Genomic DNA, 23,547 nt, shown 5'->3' with positions numbered 1-23,547 from the left:
AATCAGTCCAGATTGACGTTACGGCAGCCAAAGAGCGTGGTGAAAATAAACCCACTAACCCATGCCACCAGAATCCCACCTGCATATACCGCCATTGCCGGAAGGATACCTTGAGCGGAAGTCATCAGTGGCAGCGCCACCAGGCCAGACGGTCCGAAGGCGCTGTTTAAGCCCATTGGCAGACCCCACCAGGCTATCAGGCCGATAAACAAACCGCCCGCTGCGCCGCCTAAACAGGCGGTAACAAACGGCTTCATGCGGGGCAGGGTGACGCCGTAAATCAACGGTTCACCAACGCCCAGCAGACCGGGAATAATCGCCCCGCGTACCTGACTGCGTAATGCGCTATGCGGTTGCGCCCGCCAGTAGAGCGCCATCGCCGCGCCCACCTGGCCCGCGCCTGCCATCGAAAGGATTGGAAATAAGCTGTTGAACCCCTGACTGTCCATTAAAGCCAGATAAACAGGAATGAAGCCCTGATGCACGCCAAACACCACGGCGATCAGGAACAGCCCGGCTAAAACCGCACAACCGAGCGGATTACTGTTCAGGTGCATAAACAGCCACGACATGCCTTCAAACAGCCAGCCGCCCAGCGGCATAATGATCAGGTACGCAAGCGTAGCGGTGATCAACAGAGTGATTAACGAGGTCAGCAGCATGTCGAGATCGTCCGGCATAAAGCGGCGCACCATGCCTTCAATGCGGGCGCAGGCCCAGGCGGCAATCAACACGCCGATAATATTGCCGCGCGGATCGATGGGCAGACCGAAGAAATCGTGAAATCCGGCGTAGTAACCAGTGGTGGCAGCAGGGTTATAACCGAGCAAAAAGAGCGCGGCGATAATTGCGCCATTGACGCCCGTGCCGCCGAACGCCTGGGCCGCGTTATAGCCCACCAGAATTACCAGGAAGGTGAACAAGCCTTTGCTGAACACCTTCATAAAATTCAGCGCGTCGGGCAGCGTTCCCTGAGCATCTGCCGGAACGTGCATCACTGTGGCGATTAGCGTCGCTATCCCCAGCAACAGACCAGCAGCAATAAAACCGGGGATCAGCGGTGTAAAGATGGTGGCGAATTTGGCGAGAAATTGTTGTACGCCGGAAGTTTGCTTGGCTTTTAACTGGCGTTTATTCTGGGCGGCGATCTCCGCGGCATCCTGCACGGGTGCTTCGCCCAGCAACTCGCTCATGGCTTTTGCGGCACGATGCGCTTTGCCCGGCCCAAAAACCACCTGCACCTGATCGCTGGTCAAAATGACGCCCTTTACGCCTTCCAGGGTTTTGATATCGGGATCAACCAGTGAACTGTCATGTACACCCAGACGCAGACGCGTCATACAGTTACCACAGCTGGCGATGTTTCCCGGGCCACCGACCCGGGTAAGAATGGTGTTCAGAAGTTCACTGCTGATCTCTTTAGCCATGGGTTATTCCTTTTCCAGAGCTTTGCGAATAAAGCCGCCGTGTTGATCCAGGCGTTTTTTAGCTTCTGCGGCATCGAGATTTTTCAGCACCATCACAATAGCCGTTTTACAGTGGCGGTCGCAGGCAACCAATGCCGCTTCCGCTTGCTCAGCGCTACATCCGGTGGCGTTTTTGACGATATTGACCTGGCGTACATGCAGTTTTTCATTGGTGGCGACCACATCGACCATCAGGTTGCCGAACACTTTGCCTGACTTAATCATCAACCCGGTGGAGAGCATATTGAGCACCAGTTTCTGCGCTGTGCCTGCTTTCATTCGCGAAGAACCAGTGACCACTTCGGCACCAACTACCGGCGTAATGGCAAACTCTGCGGTGGTGGAAACCGCGCTTCCCGGATTACAGGAAATACCGACCGTGCGGCAACCGAGCTGGCGGGCGTATTCCAGTCCGGCAATCACATACGGCGTACGACCGCTGGCGGCAATACCGACCACCACATCCTGTGCCGTTAAATTAATATTTTTCAGATCGTTAACGCCGCCTTCCCGGCTATCTTCCGCGCCTTCTACTGCGTGCTGAATTGCATATTCGCCGCCAGCAATCAAACCAACCACCAGGCCCGGTTTCACGCCGTAGGTAGGCGGACATTCACTGGCATCAAGAATACCCAGACGACCAGAGGTCCCCGCACCGATGTAAATCAGACGGCCGCCGCCGCTCACCTGGGCGTGAATAACATCGATCGCCGCTGCAATATCCGGCAGTACGCGTTCAACGGCGAGTGGTACGGTTTTATCTTCATCGTTGATAATCCGGCACATTTCCAGCGTCGAAACGCGGTCAATTTCAGCCGAGGCGGCATTCGAGCCTTCGGTAATCATCTTTTCAAGTTGCATCAGTGGTGACCTTAGTATTCATATTCAAATAATTGCAGATTGATGGAATCATATATCTCGATTTGCTAGTTTTAAAGGAATCATTGAGTCTTAAGTCACAGAGTGTGAAGAGCGTCAAAGGGCAAAATCCGTGTGCTATGCTGCGCGCAGGATGTGGTGAGGGAGTGGAAGATGCTGTACCTGACAAAATTACGCAATGCAGAAAGTGACTTTACTGAAAATGAGCAAAAGATAGCCGACTTTCTGCAAGCCAGGGTGAGCGAACTGAAATCCGTTTCTTCACGAAATATGGCGAAACAGCTCGGTATTAGCCAGTCGAGTATTGTTAAGTTTGCTCAGAAACTCGGCGCGCAAGGGTTTACTGAATTGCGTATGGCGTTAATTGGCGAATACAGTGCCAGCCGGGAGAAAACGAATGCCACGGCGCTGCACCTGCACAGTTCGATTACCAGTGATGATTCGCTGGAGGTGATCGCGCGCAAACTGAATCGTGAAAAAGAGCTGGCGCTGGAGCAAACCTGCGCGTTGCTCGATTACGCGAGGCTGCAAAAAATCATTGATGTCATCAGTAAAGCGCCATTTATTCAGATAACGGGCCTGGGCGGATCGGCGCTGGTGGGGCGCGATCTGTCGTTCAAACTGATGAAAATTGGCTATCGCGTGGCCTGCGAAGCCGACACGCACGTACAAGCCACCGTTTCCCAGGCGTTGAAAAAAGGCGATGTACAAATCGCTATCTCTTACAGCGGCAGTAAAAAAGAGATTGTCTTGTGCGCAGAAGCGGCACGAAAGCAGGGGGCAACGGTGATTGCCATTACTTCTTTGACTGACTCTCCGCTGCGGCGGCTGGCGCATTTCACGCTCGATACCGTTTCCGGCGAAACCGAATGGCGTAGCTCGTCCATGTCCACCCGCACGGCGCAAAATTCTGTTACCGATTTACTGTTTGTTGGCCTTGTGCAACTCAATGATGTGGAGTCATTGAAAATGATTGTGCGCAGCAGTGAGCTAACACAACGCCTGAAATGATGCATAAAGCAGCAACTGGATTGAGATTTTCCTTAATTAGTGAGCTGATGCGCAGCAATATTTTGTTTATCCTGTATTTTCAGAGGTAATGGAGTGTAACGCTCTGTATTAACAAGGAGAGCATTAAAATGGGTAAACTCACGGGCAAGACAGCACTGATTACAGGCGCATTGCAGGGAATTGGCGAAGGAATTGCCAGAACTTTTGCACGTCATGGCGCGAACCTAATCTTGCTGGATATCTCCCCTGAGATCGAAAAGCTGGCGGACGAACTGTGTGGTCGTGGTCATCGCTGTACGGCGGTTGTCGCCGATGTGCGTGACCCGGCGTCGGTAGCCGCTGCTATCAAGCGCGCGAAGGAAAAAGAAGGGCGCATTGATATCCTGGTGAATAACGCAGGCGTTTGTCGCCTGGGCAGTTTCCTCGATATGAGCGATGACGATCGCGATTTCCATATTGATATCAATATTAAAGGCGTATGGAACGTCACAAAGGCGGTGCTGCCGGAGATGATTGCCCGCAAAGATGGCCGCATTGTGATGATGTCTTCGGTCACTGGCGATATGGTGGCCGATCCTGGCGAAACGGCGTATGCCTTAACGAAAGCGGCGATTGTTGGCCTGACTAAATCGCTGGCGGTGGAGTACGCGCAGTCTGGTATTCGCGTAAATGCGATTTGTCCGGGCTACGTTCGCACGCCAATGGCGGAAAGTATTGCCCGCCAGTCGAACCCGGAAGATCCAGAATCGGTGCTGACTGAAATGGCAAAAGCAATCCCGATGCGTCGCCTCGCCGATCCGCTGGAAGTCGGCGAACTCGCGGCCTTCCTCGCATCCGATGAATCCAGCTATTTAACCGGTACACAGAATGTGATCGATGGCGGCAGCACGTTGCCGGAGACGGTTAGCGTCGGCATCTGATTCACCTCTGTTTCCTCCCTGCATTTGTGGGGAGGATTTCGTTTTGAACCCGGTTCTTATTCCCTTTTCAACTTCCAAATCACCAAACGGTATATAAAACCGTTACTCCTTTCATGCCCGTTATAAATATGATGGCTATTAGAAAGTCATTAAATATATAAGGGTGCGCAATGGCCGTTAACTTACTGAAAAAGAAATATCTCGCGCTGGTTGCTTCTCTGCTGCTGGCAGGCCATGTACAGGCAACAGAACTGCTGAACAGTTCTTATGACGTCTCTCGCGAGCTGTTTGCCGCCCTGAATCCGCCGTTTGAGCAACAATGGGCAAAAGATAACGGCGGCGACAAACTGACGATTAAACAATCTCATGCCGGGTCATCAAAACAGGCGCTGGCGATTTTACAGGGCTTAAAAGCAGACGTTGTCACTTATAACCAGGTGACCGACGTACAAATCCTGCACGACAAAGGCAAGCTGATTCCGGCGGACTGGCAGTCGCGCCTGCCGAATAATAGCTCGCCGTTCTACTCCACCATGGGCTTCCTGGTGCGTAAGGGCAACCCGAAGAATATCCACGACTGGAACGATCTGGTGCGCTCCGACGTGAAGCTGATTTTTCCGAACCCGAAAACCTCCGGTAACGCGCGTTACACCTACCTTGCAGCATGGGGCGCAGCGGATAAAGCTGACGGTGGCGATAAAGCCAAAACCGAACAGTTTATGACTCAGTTCCTGAAAAACGTTGAAGTGTTCGATACCGGCGGTCGTGGTGCGACCACCACCTTTGCCGAGCGCGGTCTGGGCGATGTACTGATTAGCTTCGAATCGGAAGTGAACAACATCCGTAAACAGTATGAAGCGCAGGGCTTTGAAGTGGTGATTCCGAAAACCAACATTCTGGCGGAATTCCCGGTGGCGTGGGTCGATAAAAACGTGCAGGCCAACGGTACGGAAAAAGCCGCCAAAGCTTACCTGAACTGGCTCTACAGCCCGCAGGCGCAGGCCATCATCACCGACTACTACTATCGCGTGAATAACCCGGAAGTCATGGACAAACTGAAAGATAAATTCCCGCAGACCGAATTGTTCCGCGTGGAAGACAAATTTGGCTCCTGGCCGGAAGTGATGAAAACCCACTTCACCAGCGGCGGCGAGTTAGACAAGCTGTTAGCGGCGGGGCGTAACTGATGTTTGCCGTCGCCTCCAGACGTGTGCTGCCGGGGTTTACCTTAAGCCTCGGCACCAGTCTGCTGTTTGTGTGCCTGATTTTGCTGCTGCCACTCTCCGCGCTGGTGATGCAGCTTTCTGAGATGAGCTGGGCGCAGTACTGGGAAGTGATCACCAACCCGCAGGTGGTCGCGGCCTACAAAGTAACGCTGCTGTCGGCGTTTGTCGCATCGATTTTTAACGGCGTTTTCGGTCTGCTGATGGCGTGGATCTTAACCCGCTATCGCTTTCCGGGACGCACGCTGCTTGATGCGCTGATGGATTTGCCGTTTGCACTGCCGACGGCGGTAGCAGGTTTGACGCTGGCTTCGTTGTTTTCGGTCAACGGTTTTTACGGCGAGTGGCTGGCGAAATTTGATATCAAAGTCACCTACACCTGGCTCGGGATTGCGGTGGCGATGGCGTTTACCAGCATTCCCTTTGTGGTGCGAACCGTGCAGCCGGTGCTGGAAGAGTTAGGCCCGGAATATGAAGAAGCGGCAGAAACGCTCGGCGCAACGCGCTGGCAGAGTTTCTGTAAAGTGGTGCTGCCGGAGCTTTCTCCGGCGCTGGTGGCGGGCGTGGCGCTGTCGTTTACCCGTAGCCTCGGTGAGTTTGGCGCGGTGATATTTATCGCCGGGAACATCGCCTGGAAAACCGAAGTGACGTCGCTGATGATTTTTGTTCGCTTACAGGAGTTTGATTACCCGGCGGCGAGCGCGATCGCTTCGGTGATCCTCGCGGCATCCCTGCTGCTGCTGTTCTCAATTAACACTCTGCAAAGTCGCTTTGGTCGGCGTGTGGTAGGTCATTAATGGCGGAAGTTACCCAATTGAAGCGTTATGACGCGCGCCCGATTAACTGGGGCAAATGGTTTCTGATTGGCACCGGGATGCTGGTTTCGGCGTTCATCCTGCTGGTGCCGATGATTTACATCTTCGTGCAGGCATTCAGCAAAGGGCTGATGCCGGTTTTACAGAATCTGGCTGACCCGGACATGCTGCACGCCATCTGGCTGACGGTGATGATCGCGCTGATTGCCGTGCCGGTAAACCTGGTGTTCGGCATTCTGCTGGCCTGGCTGGTGACGCGTTTTGATTTCCCGGGGCGTCAGTTGTTGCTGACGCTGCTGGACATCCCGTTTGCGGTGTCGCCGGTGGTCGCAGGCCTGGTGTATCTGCTGTTCTACGGCTCCAACGGCCCGCTGGGCGGTTGGCTCGACGAGCATAACCTGCAAATTATGTTCTCGTGGCCGGGAATGGTGCTGGTCACCATCTTCGTGACGTGTCCGTTTGTGGTGCGCGAGCTGGTGCCGGTGATGTTAAGCCAGGGCAGCCAGGAAGACGAAGCGGCGATTTTGCTTGGCGCGTCCGGCTGGCAGATGTTCCGCCGCGTCACATTGCCGAATATTCGCTGGGCGCTGCTTTATGGCGTGGTGCTGACCAACGCCCGCGCGATTGGCGAGTTTGGCGCGGTGTCGGTGGTTTCCGGCTCGATTCGCGGCGAAACACTTTCGCTGCCGTTACAGATTGAATTGCTGGAGCAGGACTACAACACCGTCGGCTCCTTTACCGCTGCTGCGCTGTTGACGCTGATGGCGATTATCACCCTGTTTTTAAAGAGTATGTTGCAGTGGCGCCTGGAGAATCAGGAAAAACGCGCGCAGCAGGAGGAACATCATGAGCATTGAGATTGCCAATATTAAGAAGTCGTTTGGTCGCACCCAGGTGCTGAACGATATCTCACTGGATATTCCTTCTGGTCAGATGGTCGCATTGCTGGGGCCGTCCGGTTCCGGGAAAACCACGCTGCTGCGCATTATTGCCGGGCTGGAGCATCAAACCAGTGGACATATTCGCTTCCACGGCACTGACGTCAGCCGCCTGCACGCGCGCGATCGTAAAGTCGGTTTCGTGTTTCAGCATTATGCGCTGTTCCGCCATATGACGGTGTTCGACAATATCGCCTTTGGCCTGACGGTGCTGCCGCGTCGCGAGCGGCCAAATGCCGCGGCGATCAAAGCGAAAGTGACAAAATTGCTGGAGATGGTCCAGCTTGCCCATCTGGCGGATCGTTATCCGGCCCAGCTTTCCGGCGGGCAGAAACAGCGCGTGGCGCTGGCGCGTGCGCTTGCCGTGGAACCGCAAATTCTGCTGCTCGATGAACCGTTTGGCGCGCTGGATGCGCAGGTGCGTAAAGAGCTGCGTCGCTGGCTGCGTCAGCTGCACGAAGAGCTGAAATTCACCAGTGTATTCGTTACCCACGACCAGGAAGAGGCGATGGAAGTCGCCAACCGCGTGGTGGTGATGAGCCAGGGCAATATCGAACAGGCCGATGAACCGGATCAGGTATGGCGCGAACCGGCGACCCGTTTTGTGCTCGAATTTATGGGCGAAGTAAACCGCCTGCAGGGAACCATTCGCGGCGGGCAGTTCCACGTTGGCGCACATCGCTGGCCGCTGGGGTATACGCCTGCGTATCAGGGGCCGGTGGATCTCTTCTTGCGCCCGTGGGAAGTGGATATCAGCCGCCGCACCAGCCTTGAATCGCCACTGCCGGTCCAGGTGCTGGAAGCCAGCCCGAAAGGGCACTACACCCAATTAGTCGTGCAGCCGCTGGGGTGGTACAACGAACCGCTGACGGTCGTGATGCATGGCGACGACGCTCCGCAGCGTGGCGATCGTTTGTACGTTGGTCTGCAACATGCGCGGCTGTATAACGGCGACGATCGTATTGAAACCCGCGATGAGGAACTTGCTCTCGCACAAAGCGCCTGATAGGTTGAGTGAATGTTAAACGCCCGGAGGCGCTTCCCGCGATCCGGGCTTTTTAATGGCAAGGTTTGTAACCTGTAGGCCTGATAAGACGCGCAAGCGTCGCATCAGGCAACACCACGTATGGACAGAGATCGTGAGTACATTAGAACAAACAATTGGCAATACGCCTCTGGTGAAGTTGCAGCGAATGGGGCCGGATAACGGCAGTGAAGTGTGGTTAAAACTGGAAGGCAATAACCCGGCCGGCTCGGTGAAAGATCGTGCGGCGCTATCGATGATCGCCGAGGCGGAAAAGCGTGGGGAAATTAAACCGGGCGACGTGCTGATTGAAGCCACCAGTGGCAATACTGGCATTGCGCTGGCGATGATTGCGGCGCTAAAAGGCTATCGCATGAAATTGCTGATGCCGGACAACATGAGCCAGGAACGCCGTGCGGCGATGTTGGCTTACGGTGCGGAGCTGATTCTGGTTACCAAAGAACAGGGCATGGAAGGGGCGCGCGATCTGGCGCTTGAAATGGCGAATCGTGGTGAAGGCAAGCTGCTCGATCAGTTTAATAATCCTGATAATCCCTACGCCCATTACACCACCACCGGGCCGGAAATCTGGCAGCAAACTGGTGGTCGCCTTACCCATTTTGTCTCCAGCATGGGGACGACCGGCACCATTACCGGCGTGTCACGGTTTATGCGCGAGCAATCCAGTAATGTGACAATTGTCGGCCTACAACCGGAAGAGGGCAGCAGCATTCCCGGCATTCGCCGCTGGCCTGCGGAATATCTGCCAGGCATCTTTAATGCATCGCTGGTGGATGAGGTACTGGATATTCATCAGCGCGATGCGGAAAACACCATGCGCGAACTGGCGGTGCGGGAAGGGATTTTCTGCGGCGTAAGCTCTGGCGGTGCGGTTGCTGGCGCGATACGCGTGGCAAAAGCTAACCCTGGCGCGGTGGTGGTGGCGATCATCTGCGATCGCGGCGATCGCTACCTTTCTACCGGGGTGTTTGGGGAAGAGCATTTTAGCCAGGGGGCGGGGATTTAAGATTATTGCGCAGGCACTGTTTTATCCGTCTGCGCAATCAGCGCATGTAAAAAAGGTTGCGCATTTTCATCGCTCTTACCGGGCATCTTCACGATGTAAGGCTTACCAGTAATCGATGATGACGAAGCCACCTTATCAATAAACTGCTCGGCGGTATCAATGCGGTTGCGCGTGTTGCCGAGCTTCAACTTCAGATGCGAAACTGCTTCATCACAGGTATGTTCATCACCGTTGCGCACAAATATCAAATCCTTTTGCTGCGCTAATCCCTCCAGCATGGCGTTGATACGGGCTTCTTCGTGGGCAGTTAACTTCGCGTAAGCGGGGAGTGTCATCAACAGTGTAATGACCAGACAAATGATTTTCTTCACTGAATTACCTTATCCTTGTTTTGTGATAGCCGATTTGACTGCCAAAATCAGGTAAAGTTTCGGTTGGGATGCGATGAGGATCATCGGCAAGGAGAAAAAATCTAATGAGTAGTTTGTTGTTGTTTAACGATAAGAGCAGAGCGTTGCAGGCGGATATTGTCGCTGTGCAGTCGCAGGTAGTGTACGGCAGCGTAGGCAACAGCATTGCCGTGCCTGCTATTAAACAGAACGGCCTGAATGTCTTTGCCGTGCCGACCGTGTTGCTCAGCAATACGCCACATTATGATACGTTCTACGGTGGTGCGATTCCGGACGAATGGTTTAGCGGCTATTTACGTGCACTACAGGAGCGTGATGCGCTGCGCCAGCTGCGCGCTGTCACCACCGGTTATATGGGAACCGCGTCGCAAATCAAAATACTTGCCGAGTGGCTGACTGTATTACGCGAAAATCATCCTGACTTATTGATTATGGTCGATCCGGTGATTGGCGATATTGATAGCGGTATCTACGTCAAACCTGACCTGCCCGATGCGTATCGGCAATATTTGTTGCCACTGGCGCAGGGAATTACGCCAAATATCTTTGAGCTGGAAATCCTGACCGGTAAAAACTGCCGCGATCTCGACAGCGCCATTGCCGCAGCAAAAAGTTTGCTTTCAGACACATTAAAATGGGTGGTTATTACCAGCGCCTCTGGTAACGAAGAAAATCAGGAGATGCAGGTGGTGGTGGTCAGTGCCGACAGCGTGAATGTCATTTCCCATTCTCGGGTAAAAACCGATCTGAAAGGTACAGGCGATCTGTTTTGCGCCCAGCTTATCAGTGGATTGTTGAAAGGTAAGGAATTAACTGACGCGGTACATAGCGCAGGCTTACGCGTGCTGGAGGTGATGCGCTACACCCAGCAACATGAGAGCGATGAATTGATTTTGCCGCCGTTGGCGGAAGCATAAAAAATGGCGCCGATTGGCGCCATTTTTCACTGCGGCAAGAATTACTTCTTGATGCGAATAACCGGGGTTTCACCCACAGTCACGCTACCGGACAGTTTGATCAGTTCTTTGATTTCGTCCATGTTGGAGATAACAACCGGAGTCAGGGTAGACTTGGCTTTCTCTTCCAGCAGCGGGAGATCGAATTCAATCACAGTATCGCCAACTTTCACGCGCTGACCTTCTTCAGCAATACGCTTGAAGCCTTCGCCTTTCAGTTCAACAGTGTCGATACCGAAGTGAACGAACAACTCAACGCCGCTATCAGATTCGATGGAGAACGCGTGGTTGGTTTCAAAGATTTTACCAATGGTGCCGTCAACCGGAGCGACCATTTTGTTACCAGTTGGTTTGATTGCAATACCATCACCAACGATTTTTTCCGCAAAAACGACATCCGGCACGTCTTCGATATTGACGATCTCGCCAGAGAGCGGAGCAATGATCTCAATAGTTCCAGTATCCTTCTTGTCGTCGGAAACCAGAGATTTCAGTTTATCGAACAAACCCATGATCTTCTCCTAAGCAGTAAATTGGGCCGCATCTCGTGGATTAGCAGATTGTTTTTTCTTCAATGAACTTGTTAACCAGCGTCATTAACTCGTCCGTTGTCGGTTGAGCAAGAGCCTGCTCTGCTAACACCTTCGCATCTTCGAAGTTCGTGTTACGGATAATCTTCTTAATGCGCGGGATAGAAATGGCGCTCATAGAGAATTCGTCCAGACCCATCCCCAGCAACAGAAGTGTAGCACGTTCATCGCCAGCAAGCTCACCACACATACCTGTCCATTTGCCTTCAGCATGAGAAGCATCAATAACTTGCTTGATCAAGTTCAGCACGGACGGTGACATTGGCTGGTAAAGGTGTGAAATCATATCATTACCACGGTCAACTGCCAGAGTGTACTGCGTTAAATCATTGGTGCCGATACTAAAGAAATCAACTTCTTTGGCCAAATGACGCGCAATTGTCGCGGCAGCCGGTGTTTCCACCATTACGCCAATTTCAATTGACTCGTCAAACGCTTTACCTTCGTCGCGCAGTTCCTGTTTGTAGATTTCGATCTCTTTGCGCAGTGCACGCACTTCTTCAACAGAGATGATCATCGGGAACATGATGCGCAATTTACCGAAAGCAGAGGCACGCAGGATAGCGCGAAGCTGATCGCGCAGGATCTCTTTACGATCCATCGCGATACGGATAGCACGCCAGCCGAGGAACGGGTTCTCTTCTTTCGGGAAGTTCATGTACGGCAGCTCTTTATCGCCGCCAATGTCCATGGTACGAACAATAACTGCCTGTGAGCCACACGCTTCAGCCACCGCTTTGTAAGCAGCAAACTGTTCTTCTTCGGTTGGCAGCGCGTCACGGTCCATGAACAGGAATTCGGTACGATACAGACCAACGCCTTCAGCGCCGTTACGCTCTGCACCTTCAACGTCACGAACAGTACCGATGTTAGCGCACACTTCGACCTGGTGACCGTCCAGCGTAATTGCTGGCAGATCTTTCAGTTTAGCAAGCTCTGCTTTTTCAGAAGCAACTTGCTCCTGAACGGCGCGCAGTTTATCAATAACTTCATTGGTTGGATTGACGTAAACCTGATTGTTTACGGCATCCAGAATCAGATAGTCGTCGTTTTTCACCTGAGAGGTGACGCTACCGGTACCCACGATGGCTGGCAGTTCCAGAGAACGCGCCATAATAGAGGTGTGGGAAGTCCGGCCACCCGCGTCGGTGATGAAACCCAGCACCTTCTTCAGGTTTAGCTGTGCGGTTTCAGACGGCGTCAGGTCAGCGGCAACCAGGATTACTTCATCCTGAATGGCGCTCAGGTCGATGATCTTCAGCCCAAGGATGTTGCGCAGCAGGCGCTTACCGATATCACGTACGTCGGCCGCACGCTCTTTCAGGTATTCGTCATCCAGTTCTTCCAGGGCAGAAGCTTGACCTTCGATAACTTCATGAGCAGCTGCATCAGCGGTCATGTGCTTATCTTTAATCAGGGCTATGATTTCCTGCTCCAGCTCCTCATCTTCGAGCAACATAATATGCCCTTCGAAGATGGCTTCTTTTTCTTCACCGAACGTTTCACCAGCTTTCGTTTTGATCGTTTCCAGCTGGGCAGATGCCTTGGCACGACCGCTCAGAAAACGTTCAACTTCCTGATCAACCTGGTCGGCAGAAATTTTTTTCCGGTCAATGACGATTTCGTCTTCTTTCAAAAGCAGAGCTTTACCGAAAGCGATACCCGGGGATGCTAAAATGCCTGAAATCATAACCCTACCTTACTTGTGACTGATTTTTAAAAGAACCCGGGAAATTACTCGAGTTCCGCCATCAGTTTAACCAGATGTTCAACCGCTTTTTGCTCGTCTTCGCCTTCCGCAGAGATAGTCACAACGGTGCCTTGAGTCAGGCCCAGAGTCTGCAGTTTGAACAGGCTTTTGGCGCTGGCGCTTTTGCCGTTAGAAGTCACAGTAATTTCAGAAGTGAAGCCCTTAGCTTCTTTTACAAACTGGGCAGCAGGGCGGGTGTGCAGACCGTTCGGAGCGGTAATGGTAACTTCTTGCTGGAACATTGTATTTCCCCAACTTATAGGTTTAGTGTTGTGGAACTAAAGTCTAGCCTGGCGGTTCGACTTTAGCCTGTATTGTTAGCGCCAGTTTTAACAGACGCGACGCACGAAGTGCTCTATACAGTCCATTGCTGGCGGATGTTGGCCGCTGACGTTTCGTTCATCATTAAACATTATGCCGCTAAAGGAAGACTTGAACCAAATCATAAAATCGATTCAGCTAAGGCTTTTCCTGTAACGATTAATTTCGCGCATCAAAATAATTAGTCAGGTTAAATACCAGTTCCGACAAGTTGAATCAATGCCAGGAGGGGTGAAAGTTTGAAGCAGGCCACAAAAAAGCACCTGAAAAGGTGCTTTTTTACGCATTTTTAACAAGCTGGCATTACTGTTGCAGTTCTTTCTCAGTAAAGAGATCGGCAAACAGTGCAGTGCTTAAATAACGCTCACCCGATGATGGTAGAATAACCACAATATTCTTATTGGTAAAGCTTTCATCTTCTTGTAGTTTCAACGCCGCAGCAACAGCCGCGCCGGAAGAGATCCCGGCAAGAATGCCTTCTTCTTCCATCAGGCGACGCGCAGTAGAGATGGCTTCTTCATTGGTGATGCCAATAACTTTGTCGACTAGTTTGAGATCAAGGTTAGCCGGGATAAAGCCAGCACCGATGCCCTGGATTTTATGCGGCCCGGGTTTGATTTCTTCACCTGCCAGCGCCTGGGCGATAACCGGAGAGTCGGTTGGTTCAACGGCGACAGAGATGAGGTCAGTCTTGCCTTTGGTGCCTTTAATGTAGCGGCTGACGCCGGTCAGCGTACCGCCAGTGCCGACACCAGCAATAAACACATCGACCTGACCGTCAGTATCTTCCCAGATCTCCGGGCCGGTGGTTTTTTCATGAATTTCCGGATTCGCCGGGTTGCTGAATTGTTGCAGCAGCAAGTATTTTTCTGGGTTGCTGGCAACAATTTCCTCCGCTTTTTGAATCGCACCTTTCATGCCTTTAGCACCTTCGGTCAGCACCAGGTTTGCACCTAACGCTTTGAGCAGCTTGCGGCGTTCAATACTCATGGTTTCCGGCATGGTCAGAGTGAGTTTATAACCGCGAGCGGCAGCCACATACGCCAGTGCAATCCCGGTATTGCCGCTGGTTGGCTCCACCAACTCAACGCCCGGCTTCAGTACACCGCGCTTTTCGGCATCCCAAATCATATTTGCACCGATACGGCACTTAACGCTGAAGCTGGGGTTTCGGGATTCCACCTTCGCCAGAATACGTCCGTTACCGATGCGATTCAGGCGAACCAGCGGTGTGTGACCGATAGTCAGCGAGTTATCTTCAAAAATCTTACTCATGGCCTGTCCTTAACTGTATGAAATTGGGATACAACAGGTAGCATACCCGCTCAGAGAATATGCGGAAGTAAGGATTTAGCATATCTATATGCAGAAGGGAAATAATGGCTCGCAAGATGGAATAAGGGGCGGCATAAGCCACCCCTGTTCCACACATAATGTTTACAAAATAATCGGTAAATTGTTACCGCCATAATGCATGTTTAGCGCGGTAGCAATCGACCCACATCGCCGTAGCGCCACAAACGGCCACCGGCATAATGAACAGGTTGAGTACCGGGATCATCGTGAACAAGCTGGTTAAAGCACCAAACTGCATATTAGTGATTTTGCGCGTGCGCAGGGCAGTGCGCATATCTTTGAAGGGCACTTTGTGGTTATCGAACGGATAGTCGCAGTATTGGATGGCTAACATCCAGGCGCTGAACAGGAACCACAGCACCGGTGCGACGGTTTGCCCAATGCCAGGGATGAAGTAAAGGATCAGCAATACAATCGCGCGCGGCAGATACCAGGCAAACTTTTGCCATTCACGTTTCATAATCCGCGGCACATCTTTCATGATGCCGAAAATACCGGTATCCGGTGGCGTAGCGCCAGTCAGTCTTGCTTCCAGTTGTTCAGCCAACAAACCGTTAAATGGTGCGGCAATCCAGTTGGCGATAGTGGAGAAAAAATAGCCAAAAACCAGTAGCACGGAGATGACCGCTACAGGCCACAGCAAATAGCTCAACCATTGCAGCCAGTCAGGTACGTGACTCATTAACGACGGGATCCAAACATCCAGTTGGCTAAAGAGCCACCAGAACGCGCCTCCCATCAACAAGATATTGATCAACAGCGGTAAGATGACAAAACGGCGAATCCCAGGTTGCAAGACGAGCTTCCAGCCTTGCGCAAAATAGTAAAAACCGCTGCGAGAGGCAGATGTGAATGTTGAAACCATAATCAGGATATGCTCCTTTTGACCAATCCCAGGAAAGTTCTGCGTATTTTACCGGGTATTTGCGCAATGGACAGTTAGGATATGTTCGAAAAACCAGCAAAAAGCACGATTTCATCTATCTTTGTGCTGTGAAAGTTAATAGTGCACTTGCACTTGAGGTAATCGACAAATACTCTTAGTGAGTAAATGTTTGCCGTGGTGGCAAGGTGTTAGAACAACAGAGAATATAATGATGCAGGATTTGCGTCTGATATTAATCATTGTTGGCGCGATCGCCATAATCGCTTTACTGGTACATGGTTTCTGGACCAGCCGTAAAGAACGATCTTCTATGTTTCGCGATCGGCCACTAAAACGAATGAAGTCAAAACGTGACGACGATTCTTATGACGAGGATGTCGAAGATGATGAGGGCGTTGGTGAGGTTCGTGTTCACCGCGTAAATCATGCCCCGGCTAACGCCCAGGAGCATGAGGCTGCTCGTCCGTCGCCGCAACACCAGTACCAACCGCCTTATGCGTCTGCGCAACCGCGTCAACCGGTTCAGCAGCCGCCTGAAGCGCAGGTACCGCCGCAACATGCTCCGCATTCAGCGCAGCCTGTTCAGCAACCGCAGCCAGTGCAACAACCGCAGCCAGTACAGCAGCCGGCTTACCCGCCGCAGCCTGAACAGCCGGTTGCTTCGCAGGTGCCTCCAGCTCCGCAGCCGACTTTCCAGACCGCGGAACCTGTAGCGGCACCGCAGCCTGAACCTGTAGCTGAACCAGCGCCTGTGATGGATAAGCCGAAGCGCAAAGAAGCGGTGATCATTATGAACGTCGCGGCGCATCACGGTAGCGAGCTGAACGGCGAACTGCTTCTTAATAGCATTCAACAGGCGGGCTTTATCTTTGGCGATATGAATATTTATCATCGCCATCTTAGCCCGGATGGCAGCGGCCCGGCATTATTCAGCCTGGCGAATATGGTGAAACCGGGAACGTTTGATCCTGAAATGAAGGATTTCACAACGCCGGGTGTCACTATCTTCATGCAGGTGCCGTCTTACGGTGATGAACTGCAAAACTTCAAGCTGATGCTGCAATCCGCGCAGCATATTGCCGATGAAGTAGGCGGCGTAGTGCTTGACGATCAGCGCCGTATGATGACTCCGCAGAAACTGCGCGAGTATCAGGACATTATCCGCGAAGTGAAAGACGCCAACGCCTGATACACTTAAGGCAAATTAACTCTTCTTCGAACCCCCGCTTGTCGGGGGTTTTTAGCATTGATGGTGCGATATGGAATCAATCGAACAACAACTGACAGAACTGCGAACGACGCTTCGCCACCATGAATATCTTTATCATGTGATGGATGCGCCGGAAATTCCCGACGCTGAATACGACAGGCTGATGCGCGAGTTGCGTGAGCTGGAAGCCAAACATCCTGAGCTGATTACCCCTGATTCACCTACCCAACGTGTAGGTGCTGCGCCGCTGGCAGCCTTTAGCCAGATCCGTCATGAAGTACCCATGCTGTCTCTGGATAACGTATTTGATGAAGAGAGTTTTCTCGCCTTCAACAAACGCGTACAGGACAGGCTTAAAAGCAACGAAAAAGTGACCTGGTGCTGCGAGTTAAAGCTCGATGGGCTTGCCGTCAGCATTCTGTATGAGAATGGTGTACTGGTAAGCGCGGCGACCCGTGGCGATGGCACTACTGGGGAAGACATCACGTCTAACGTGCGTACCATTCGCGCTATTCCGCTGAAACTGCAAGGTGAGAATATTCCAGCACGTCTGGAAGTGCGTGGTGAAGTGTTCCTGCCGCAGGCGGGTTTTGAGAAGATTAACGAAGAGGCGCGACGCACGGGCGGAAAAGTGTTTGCTAACCCACGTAATGCGGCGGCAGGTTCTCTGCGTCAGCTTGATCCGCGTATTACTGCGAAGCGACCGCTTACTTTCTTCTGCTATGGCGTTGGTGTACTGGAAGGTGGCGAGTTGCCGGACACTCATCTGGGCCGCTTAATGCAGTTTAAAGCGTGGGGATTACCAGTCAGCGATCGGGTAACGCTTTGCGAATCAGCAGAAGACGTGCTGGCGTTTTACCACAAAGTGGAAGAAGACCGCCCGACGCTGGGCTTTGATATTGACGGTGTAGTCATTAAGGTCAACTCGCTGGCGCAGCAGGAGCAACTTGGCTTTGTTTCCCGCGCCCCGCGCTGGGCTGTTGCGTTTAAATTTCCGGCGCAGGAACAAATGACTTTTGTGCGTGATGTAGAGTTTCAGGTTGGGCGTACAGGTGCGATTACGCCCGTTGCGCGTCTGGAACCTGTCCATGTTGCAGGCGTGCTGGTGAGCAACGCTACACTGCATAATGCCGACGAAATTGAACGTCTCGGTTTACGCATTGGCGATAAAGTGGTGATTCGCCGCGCAGGAGACGTGATCCCACAAGTGGTTAACGTCGTGCTTTCTGAACGCCCGGAAGATACCCGTGAGGTTGTATTCCCGACGCATTGTCCGGTATGTGGTTCTGACGTGGAACGTGTGGAAGGTGAAGCGGTTGCTCGCTGTACTGGTGGCCTGATTTGCGGTGCTCAACGTAAAGAATCGCTGAAACACTTTGTTTCCCGTCGTGCGATGGATGTTGACGGAATGGGTGACAAAATTATCGACCAGCTGGTTGAAAAAGAGTACGTCCACACTCCGGCGGACCTGTTCAAACTCACCGCAGGCAAACTTACCGGGCTGGAGCGAATGGGGCCGAAATCGGCACAAAATGTGGTTAACGCGCTGGAAAAAGCGAAAGAAACCACCTTTGCCCGCTTCCTCTATGCACTTGGCATCCGTGAAGTCGGTGAGGCTACCGCAGCCGGTCTGGCGGCATATTTTGGCACGCTGGAAGCGCTGGAATCAGCCTCGATTGAAGAGCTGCAAAAAGTGCCAGACGTCGGGATCGTGGTGGCATCTCATGTTCACAACTTCTTTGCCGAAGAAAGCAACCGCAATGTCATCAGCGAGCTGTTGGCGGAAGGCGTTCACTGGCCTGCGCCGGTCGTCATCAACGCAGAAGAGATCGACAGTCCGTTTGCCGGTAAAACCGTGGTACTCACGGGTAGCTTAAGTCAGATGTCGCGTGATGACGCCAAAGCTCGCCTGGTCGAACTGGGCGCGAAAGTGGCGGGCAGCGTGTCGAAGAAAACCGATCTGGTGATCGCCGGAGAAGCCGCAGGTTCTAAACTGGCGAAAGCGCAGGAACTGGGCATTGAAGTGATCGACGAAGCTGAAATGCTACGTTTGCTGGGTAACTGAGATGGAAAAAGAGCAGCTGATTGAAATAGCCAATACGATAATGCCGTTTGGCAAGTACAAAGGGCGTCGCTTAATCGACCTGCCGGAAGAGTATCTGCTGTGGTTTGCCCGCAAGGATGAATTTCCGGCAGGGAAGCTCGGTGAGCTAATGCAAATCACGCTGCTGATTAAAACCGAGGGGCTGACGCAACTGGTTCAGCCCCTGAAACGTTCGCTTTAAATCTTCCCTGCGTGGCTTTCCTGCTGCGCCTGTAGTTGCTCGGTCTGGCGCTTATAACGACGCGCCAGCACCGCGCAAACCATCAGTTGGATCTGATGGAAAATCATCAACGGCAGTACCATCATACCGATCACCGATGTGGGGAACAGAATGTTTGCCATCGGGATGCCATTTGCCAGACTCTTTTTCGAACCACAGAAGACAATCGTTATCTCATCCGCTTTATTGAAACCCAGTCGGCGTGCCATAAAGACGTTAACTACAATCACGATAGCCAGAAGAACGCAGCTGACCACCACGATAAACAGCAATGATCCCCAGCCAACTTTATGCCAGATACCATTAACGACGGCTTCGCTGAACGCTGTATAGACCACCAACAGAATGGAGGTCTGGTCAGTTTTCGCAATCCACTTTTTATTGCGCGCCACCCAGTTGCCAATCCATGGGCGAGAAAGATGCCCCAGCACGAACGGCAGCAGTAGTTGCAGCATAATTTTACCGACCTGCTCAAGGCTGCCTCCTGCCCCGTGAACATTCATCACCAGACCAACCAGCAATGGCGAAAGGAAAATACCCAGCAGGCTGGATGCTGATGCAGAACAAACGGCAGCCGCGACGTTACCGCCCGCCATCGAAGTAAAAGCGATTGCAGACTGCACGGTGGCAGGAAGAATACAAAGATAGAGAAAGCCGGAATAGAGCATGGGATCGACGTTTACGGGTTTCCACCAGGCAAACAACACACCCAGAATCGGAAACAGTACGAAGGTGCTGCACATTACCCATAAATGCAACCGCCAGTGACTACCGCCAGCAATTATCGCCTCACGCGACAGCTTAGCGCCGTGCATAAAGAACAACAGGGCAATAGCTGCCGTGGTCAGATTTTCAAAGAAGGGGACGAAACCGCCTCTGGCCGGAAAGAAAGAAGCCAGTAACACCACCGTGACCAGGGTTAAGGTGAAAGGATCGAGGATACGAAAAAGTTTCATAAATACTCCAGATGATCGATGGTGCTATTGTGCTTCTTTCAGTTTGAGAAATAAAATTGATTTATTGCATTCATTCATGAAGAAAATAGATGAATTACTCAGTAAAACAATTAAATGTTTTCGTCACAGTAGCGCAGGAAGAACCGGTCACTTTCAACAACTGCTGAAGCATTAGAGGACGTGGTGCAAGAACAAGGGGAATAGTGATGGCAGGGCGAGAAGGGGATTCGTTGTATCATATATCGTGTTATGTATTTCTGCCGGGAATCCCGGCAGAAATGGTTCAGAAGTTAAATTTGACCGAGTAAATGATGGCGTCCTGATACCAGGCTTCTCCCAGCTTGTCGTCCGCGTAGCGGTACTGGAGCCCCGTAGTTATATTCGGAGTAGCGTTCCACCAGAGGGCGACCGCACCGTTCAGCCCTTCTTTACCGCCATTACCTGCTGCGTAGGTGGCATCACGGTCAAACTCGTACTCGTTCCAGTTGGTGAGGGTGAATTTCTCTCTGCCCAGCATAAAGCTGTAACCCGCAACCCAACCTGCCACGTAGCCGTTATCGCCAGTGTAATAGGTTTGGTCCGTATAGCGTTTGGCAAAGAAAGGCTTGAACCACCAACCGTTGCCGGTGAAGTTGTAGCCGAAACCGTACAGGAACATATCATCGTGGAAATTTACCCGATTTGCAGAACCGTAGGTGCCATACGCGTGTAGGTAGAGATTAAATCCGGTATCGCCCAGGTAAATGCGGTTGGTATTTTTAAAGGTATAACGCTGCTCGCTACCTGGTTTATCGTGGCGGTCGTTATAAAAGTTTTCCCAGTCGAAGAACCCGTACATTTCTCCCCAACTAAAGTTAGCACCACCTTCCAGTTCAAGATAACCAAAATCATCTTTGTGTGATTTGGCCGACGATTTCTCAGTAGTTCGGCTGGTCCAGTCCAGGTAATGCACGCCGATATCTGCAAATCCACCTTTAAATTCTGCATGAGATATAGCAGGTATAGCTAATAAAGAGGAAAGTGTCAGAGTCAGAAGATGTTTTTTCATAGCATAAATCCCTATGCCGATCGTTATTAGTAGATTGCTTAATAAAATGGTTGCTTAAAAACGGCATATTGTTAATGCAAGGGAGTGAATATCGCCAATACAGTTTTTGCTGAGAATTAATAGTGAAAAGATATAAATCCATCGATATAGAATCACTATTGAATGCGTGAAAAAAGTGTATTGGTAAGAGCCGGGACAACCTCGCTATAAAAAGGCGTTAGATTCAAACCTACAGAAAAAGGATATATATGTCTCAGGCAAATTTTTCTCATAACCCACTGTATTGCGTCGATATTATCCGGGCTTATAAACCAGATTTCACGCCACGAGTGGCCTTTATTTTAGGTTCCGGGCTGGGCGCGCTAGCCGATCAGATTGAGAACGCAGTCGCAATTTCCTACGAAAAGTTGCCTGGATTCCCGGTGAGTACCGTTCATGGTCATGCGGGTGAACTGGTGCTGGGTCACCTCCAGGGCGTGCCGGTGGCATGCATGAAAGGTCGGGGACATTTCTATGAAGGTCGTGGAATGACCATCATGACCGACGCGATTCGTACTTTCAAATTGCTGGGTTGTGAACTGCTGTTCTGCACCAATGCGGCTGGCTCACTGCGTCCGGAGGTGGGGGCGGGCAGTCTGGTTGCACTGAAAGACCACATTAACACCATGCCGGGTACACCGATGGTGGGTCTTAACGATGAACGTTTTGGAGAGCGATTCTTCTCGCTGGCGAATGCCTATGATGCGGATTACCGGGCGCTGTTGCAAAAAGTGGCGAAAGAAGAGGGATTCCCCCTGACGGAAGGTGTGTTTGTTTCGTATCCGGGGCCGAATTTCGAAACGGCGGCTGAAATTCGCATGATGCAAATTATTGGCGGGGATGTCGTTGGAATGTCCGTTGTGCCTGAAGTTATTTCAGCACGCCATTGTGACCTGAAGGTAGTGGCCGTTTCTGCGATTACCAATATGGCAGAAGGTCTGAGTGACGTGAAGCTCTCGCATACCCAAACGCTGGCAGCAGCAGAGCTCTCTAAGCAGAACTTTATCAACCTTATTTGCGGGTTTCTGCGCAAAATTGCCTGATTAAAACAACAATAAACGGCCTCACGGGTGAGGCCACATGATGCGACAAGGAAACGATTATGAGCATCGCTTTGCGCTTAAAGGTAATGTCCTTTTTGCAATATTTTATCTGGGGGAGCTGGCTGGTTACCCTCGGTTCTTACATGATTAATACCCTCCATTTTACCGGCGCTAATGTCGGCATGGTTTACAGCTCCAAAGGTATTGCCGCGATTATTATGCCTGGCATTATGGGGATCATCGCGGACAAATGGCTGCGCGCTGAACGAGCATATATGCTGTGCCATCTGGTGTGCGCGGGCGTACTTTTTTATGCGGCGTCGGTGAGTGATCCGGATACGATGTTTTGGGTGATGTTAATCAATGCGATGGCATTTATGCCGACTATCGCATTATCGAACAGTGTCTCTTACTCTTGCCTGGCCCAGGCAGGGCTTGATCCGGTGACTGCTTTCCCACCCATTCGCGTTTTTGGTACGGTGGGATTCATTGTCGCGATGTGGGCGGTAAGCTTACTGCATCTGGAATTGAGCAGTCTGCAACTGTATATCGCTTCCGGTGCGTCTCTGCTGCTGTCGGCTTATGCGCTGACTTTGCCTAAGATTCCTGTTGCGCAGAAAAAAGTGGCTACTTCGCTTGCCAGTAAGCTCGGTCTGGATGCTTTCGTGCTGTTCAAAAATCCACGCATGGCCATCTTTTTCCTCTTCGCCATGATGCTGGGCGCGGTACTGCAAATTACCAACGTTTTTGGCAACCCGTTCCTGCATGATTTTGCTCGTAACCCGGAGTTTGCTGATAGCTTCGTGGTGAAGTATCCGTCCATTTTACTGTCAGTTTCACAGATGGCTGAAGTCGGTTTCATTCTGACGATTCCGTTCTTTTTAAAGCGTTTCGGTATCAAAACGGTCATGCTTATGAGTATGGTGGCCTGGACGCTACGCTTTGGCTTCTTCGCTTATGGAGATCCGTCACCAACCGGGTTTGTTTTGCTGCTGCTGTCGATGATTGTTTACGGCTGTGCATTCGATTTCTTCAATATTTCAGGTTCGGTCTTTGTCGAACAGGAAGTTGATTCCAGCATTCGTGCCAGCGCACAGGGGCTCTTTATGACCATGGTAAATGGTGTCGGTGCGTGGGTGGGCTCGATTCTGAGCGGCATGGCAGTAGATTACTTCTCGGTAGATGGCGTAAAAGACTGGCAAACTATTTGGCTGATGTTTGCAGGATATTCTCTTTTCCTCGCAGTGATATTTTTCTTTGGGTTTAAATATAACCATGACCCTGAAAAGATAACACATCGAACAGTGACACATTAAAAGGATTTGCAGCTCTGTTTTTCGGGGCTGCTTTTATGA

Annotated in this window: 23 protein-coding genes and 1 pseudogene; 14 read left to right on the top strand and 10 right to left on the bottom strand. The window is 51.7% G+C overall.

Annotated features, from left to right (window positions below; translation table 11 throughout):
• Window positions 1-2 precede the first annotated feature (2 nt).
• Complete coding sequence (gene murP / locus FEM44_RS02200; protein WP_135521636.1) at window positions 3-1,427, bottom strand: PTS N-acetylmuramic acid transporter subunit IIBC; 1,425 nt, start codon at window positions 1,425-1,427, stop codon at window positions 3-5.
• A 3-nt stretch (window positions 1,428-1,430) separates the two neighbouring features.
• Complete coding sequence (gene murQ, locus FEM44_RS02195; protein ID WP_135521638.1) at window positions 1,431-2,327, bottom strand: N-acetylmuramic acid 6-phosphate etherase; 897 nt, start codon at window positions 2,325-2,327, stop codon at window positions 1,431-1,433.
• A gap of 171 nt (window positions 2,328-2,498) precedes the next feature.
• Here murQ and murR point away from each other — a divergent pair, with 171 nt between their 5' ends.
• The 7 genes from murR (at window position 2,499) to cysM (ending at window position 9,303) form a co-directional block, all read left to right on the top strand.
• Window positions 2,499-3,356 carry an HTH-type transcriptional regulator MurR gene (murR, locus tag FEM44_RS02190; protein ID WP_135521640.1) on the top strand — a complete coding sequence of 286 codons (858 nt, stop codon included), beginning with the start codon at window positions 2,499-2,501 and terminating at the stop codon, window positions 3,354-3,356.
• A 128-nt stretch (window positions 3,357-3,484) separates the two neighbouring features.
• Window positions 3,485-4,276, top strand: coding sequence for an SDR family oxidoreductase UcpA (ucpA, locus tag FEM44_RS02185; protein ID WP_000517431.1), 792 nt, complete (start codon window positions 3,485-3,487; stop codon window positions 4,274-4,276).
• Between the two features lie 170 nt (window positions 4,277-4,446).
• Entirely contained in the window at window positions 4,447-5,463 is a 1,017-nt protein-coding gene (gene cysP, locus FEM44_RS02180; RefSeq protein WP_135521642.1) for a thiosulfate/sulfate ABC transporter substrate-binding protein CysP, read from the top strand.
• The gene (cysT, locus tag FEM44_RS02175; RefSeq protein ID WP_032225900.1) at window positions 5,463-6,296 is read left to right on the top strand and encodes a sulfate/thiosulfate ABC transporter permease CysT; all 834 of its coding nucleotides are present in this window, start codon (window positions 5,463-5,465) and stop codon (window positions 6,294-6,296) included. Before cysP ends, cysT begins: the two co-directional genes overlap by 1 nt.
• Window positions 6,296-7,171 carry a sulfate/thiosulfate ABC transporter permease CysW gene (gene cysW / locus FEM44_RS02170; protein WP_000852695.1) on the top strand — a complete coding sequence of 292 codons (876 nt, stop codon included), beginning with the start codon at window positions 6,296-6,298 and terminating at the stop codon, window positions 7,169-7,171. The genes cysT and cysW overlap by 1 nt, the downstream gene beginning before the upstream one ends.
• Entirely contained in the window at window positions 7,161-8,258 is a 1,098-nt protein-coding gene (gene cysA / locus FEM44_RS02165; RefSeq protein ID WP_135521644.1) for a sulfate/thiosulfate ABC transporter ATP-binding protein CysA, read from the top strand. The genes cysW and cysA overlap by 11 nt, the downstream gene beginning before the upstream one ends.
• A 133-nt stretch (window positions 8,259-8,391) precedes the next feature.
• Window positions 8,392-9,303 carry a cysteine synthase B gene (gene cysM, locus FEM44_RS02160; RefSeq protein WP_135521646.1) on the top strand — a complete coding sequence of 304 codons (912 nt, stop codon included), beginning with the start codon at window positions 8,392-8,394 and terminating at the stop codon, window positions 9,301-9,303.
• A 2-nt stretch (window positions 9,304-9,305) separates the two neighbouring features.
• On the opposite strand, the gene FEM44_RS02155 is transcribed toward cysM, so the two are convergent.
• Entirely contained in the window at window positions 9,306-9,674 is a 369-nt protein-coding gene (locus FEM44_RS02155) for a YfeK family protein (RefSeq protein ID WP_135521648.1), read from the bottom strand.
• A 104-nt stretch (window positions 9,675-9,778) separates the two neighbouring features.
• Here FEM44_RS02155 and pdxK point away from each other — a divergent pair, with 104 nt between their 5' ends.
• Window positions 9,779-10,630, top strand: a complete 852-nt coding sequence (pdxK, locus tag FEM44_RS02150; RefSeq protein ID WP_130207376.1) for a pyridoxine/pyridoxal/pyridoxamine kinase — start codon at window positions 9,779-9,781, stop codon at window positions 10,628-10,630.
• Between the two features lie 41 nt (window positions 10,631-10,671).
• Here pdxK and crr read toward each other — a convergent pair whose 3' ends face one another.
• The 5 genes from crr to cysZ form a co-directional block, all read right to left on the bottom strand.
• Window positions 10,672-11,181 (bottom strand): PTS glucose transporter subunit IIA, encoded by a 510-nt coding sequence (gene crr, locus FEM44_RS02145; protein WP_000522247.1) that lies wholly within the window; start codon window positions 11,179-11,181, stop codon window positions 10,672-10,674.
• 40 nt (window positions 11,182-11,221) lie between these two features.
• Window positions 11,222-12,949, bottom strand: a complete 1,728-nt coding sequence (ptsI, locus tag FEM44_RS02140) for a phosphoenolpyruvate-protein phosphotransferase PtsI (protein ID WP_000623129.1) — start codon at window positions 12,947-12,949, stop codon at window positions 11,222-11,224.
• Window positions 12,950-12,993: 44 nt separating this feature from the next.
• Window positions 12,994-13,251 carry a phosphocarrier protein Hpr gene (ptsH, locus tag FEM44_RS02135; protein WP_000487600.1) on the bottom strand — a complete coding sequence of 86 codons (258 nt, stop codon included), beginning with the start codon at window positions 13,249-13,251 and terminating at the stop codon, window positions 12,994-12,996.
• Window positions 13,252-13,633: 382 nt separating this feature from the next.
• Window positions 13,634-14,605 carry a cysteine synthase A gene (gene cysK / locus FEM44_RS02130; protein ID WP_000034402.1) on the bottom strand — a complete coding sequence of 324 codons (972 nt, stop codon included), beginning with the start codon at window positions 14,603-14,605 and terminating at the stop codon, window positions 13,634-13,636.
• 184 nt (window positions 14,606-14,789) lie between these two features.
• Window positions 14,790-15,551 (bottom strand): sulfate transporter CysZ, encoded by a 762-nt coding sequence (gene cysZ, locus FEM44_RS02125; protein ID WP_135521650.1) that lies wholly within the window; start codon window positions 15,549-15,551, stop codon window positions 14,790-14,792.
• A 229-nt stretch (window positions 15,552-15,780) separates the two neighbouring features.
• On the opposite strand from cysZ, the gene zipA reads away from it, so the two are divergent.
• From zipA to FEM44_RS02110, 3 genes are all read left to right on the top strand, one after another.
• A complete protein-coding gene (zipA, locus tag FEM44_RS02120; protein ID WP_130221982.1) occupies window positions 15,781-16,761 on the top strand; it encodes a cell division protein ZipA in 981 nt (326 codons plus the stop codon).
• A 70-nt stretch (window positions 16,762-16,831) separates the two neighbouring features.
• Window positions 16,832-18,847, top strand: coding sequence for an NAD-dependent DNA ligase LigA (gene ligA, locus FEM44_RS02115; RefSeq protein ID WP_135521652.1), 2,016 nt, complete (start codon window positions 16,832-16,834; stop codon window positions 18,845-18,847).
• Window position 18,848: 1 nt separating this feature from the next.
• Window positions 18,849-19,067 (top strand): DUF3820 family protein, encoded by a 219-nt coding sequence (locus FEM44_RS02110; RefSeq protein ID WP_073507288.1) that lies wholly within the window; start codon window positions 18,849-18,851, stop codon window positions 19,065-19,067.
• Here the strand turns inward: FEM44_RS02110 and FEM44_RS02105 are convergent.
• Window positions 19,064-20,062 (bottom strand): bile acid:sodium symporter family protein, encoded by a 999-nt coding sequence (locus tag FEM44_RS02105; RefSeq protein ID WP_135521654.1) that lies wholly within the window; start codon window positions 20,060-20,062, stop codon window positions 19,064-19,066. The two genes, FEM44_RS02110 and FEM44_RS02105, sit on opposite strands and share 4 nt — an antisense overlap.
• 132 nt (window positions 20,063-20,194) lie before the next feature.
• Between FEM44_RS02105 and FEM44_RS25940 the strand changes: the two are divergent.
• Window positions 20,195-20,304 (top strand): annotated as a pseudogene (locus FEM44_RS25940) (LysR family transcriptional regulator); the annotation flags it as partial.
• Window positions 20,305-20,345: 41 nt separating this feature from the next.
• On the opposite strand, the gene FEM44_RS02100 reads toward FEM44_RS25940, so the two are convergent.
• Window positions 20,346-21,110 carry a nucleoside-specific channel-forming Tsx family protein gene (locus FEM44_RS02100; protein ID WP_135521656.1) on the bottom strand — a complete coding sequence of 255 codons (765 nt, stop codon included), beginning with the start codon at window positions 21,108-21,110 and terminating at the stop codon, window positions 20,346-20,348.
• A gap of 248 nt (window positions 21,111-21,358) precedes the next feature.
• Between FEM44_RS02100 and xapA the strand changes: the two genes are divergently transcribed.
• Together xapA and xapB are read left to right on the top strand one after the other, a co-directional pair.
• On the top strand, window positions 21,359-22,192 hold the full coding sequence (gene xapA, locus FEM44_RS02095) for a xanthosine phosphorylase (RefSeq protein WP_135521658.1): 834 nt from the start codon (window positions 21,359-21,361) through the stop codon (window positions 22,190-22,192).
• Between the two features lie 59 nt (window positions 22,193-22,251).
• Window positions 22,252-23,508, top strand: a complete 1,257-nt coding sequence (xapB, locus tag FEM44_RS02090; RefSeq protein ID WP_135521660.1) for a xanthosine/proton symporter XapB — start codon at window positions 22,252-22,254, stop codon at window positions 23,506-23,508.
• Window positions 23,509-23,547: the final 39 nt, after the last annotated feature.

The organism is Escherichia sp. E4742 (assembly GCF_005843885.1).
In the GTDB taxonomy this organism is placed as follows: Bacteria; Pseudomonadota; Gammaproteobacteria; order Enterobacterales; family Enterobacteriaceae; genus Escherichia.
The sequence above is the reverse complement of the archived record's forward strand: the minus strand, read 5'-3'. Positions and strand labels throughout refer to the sequence as shown.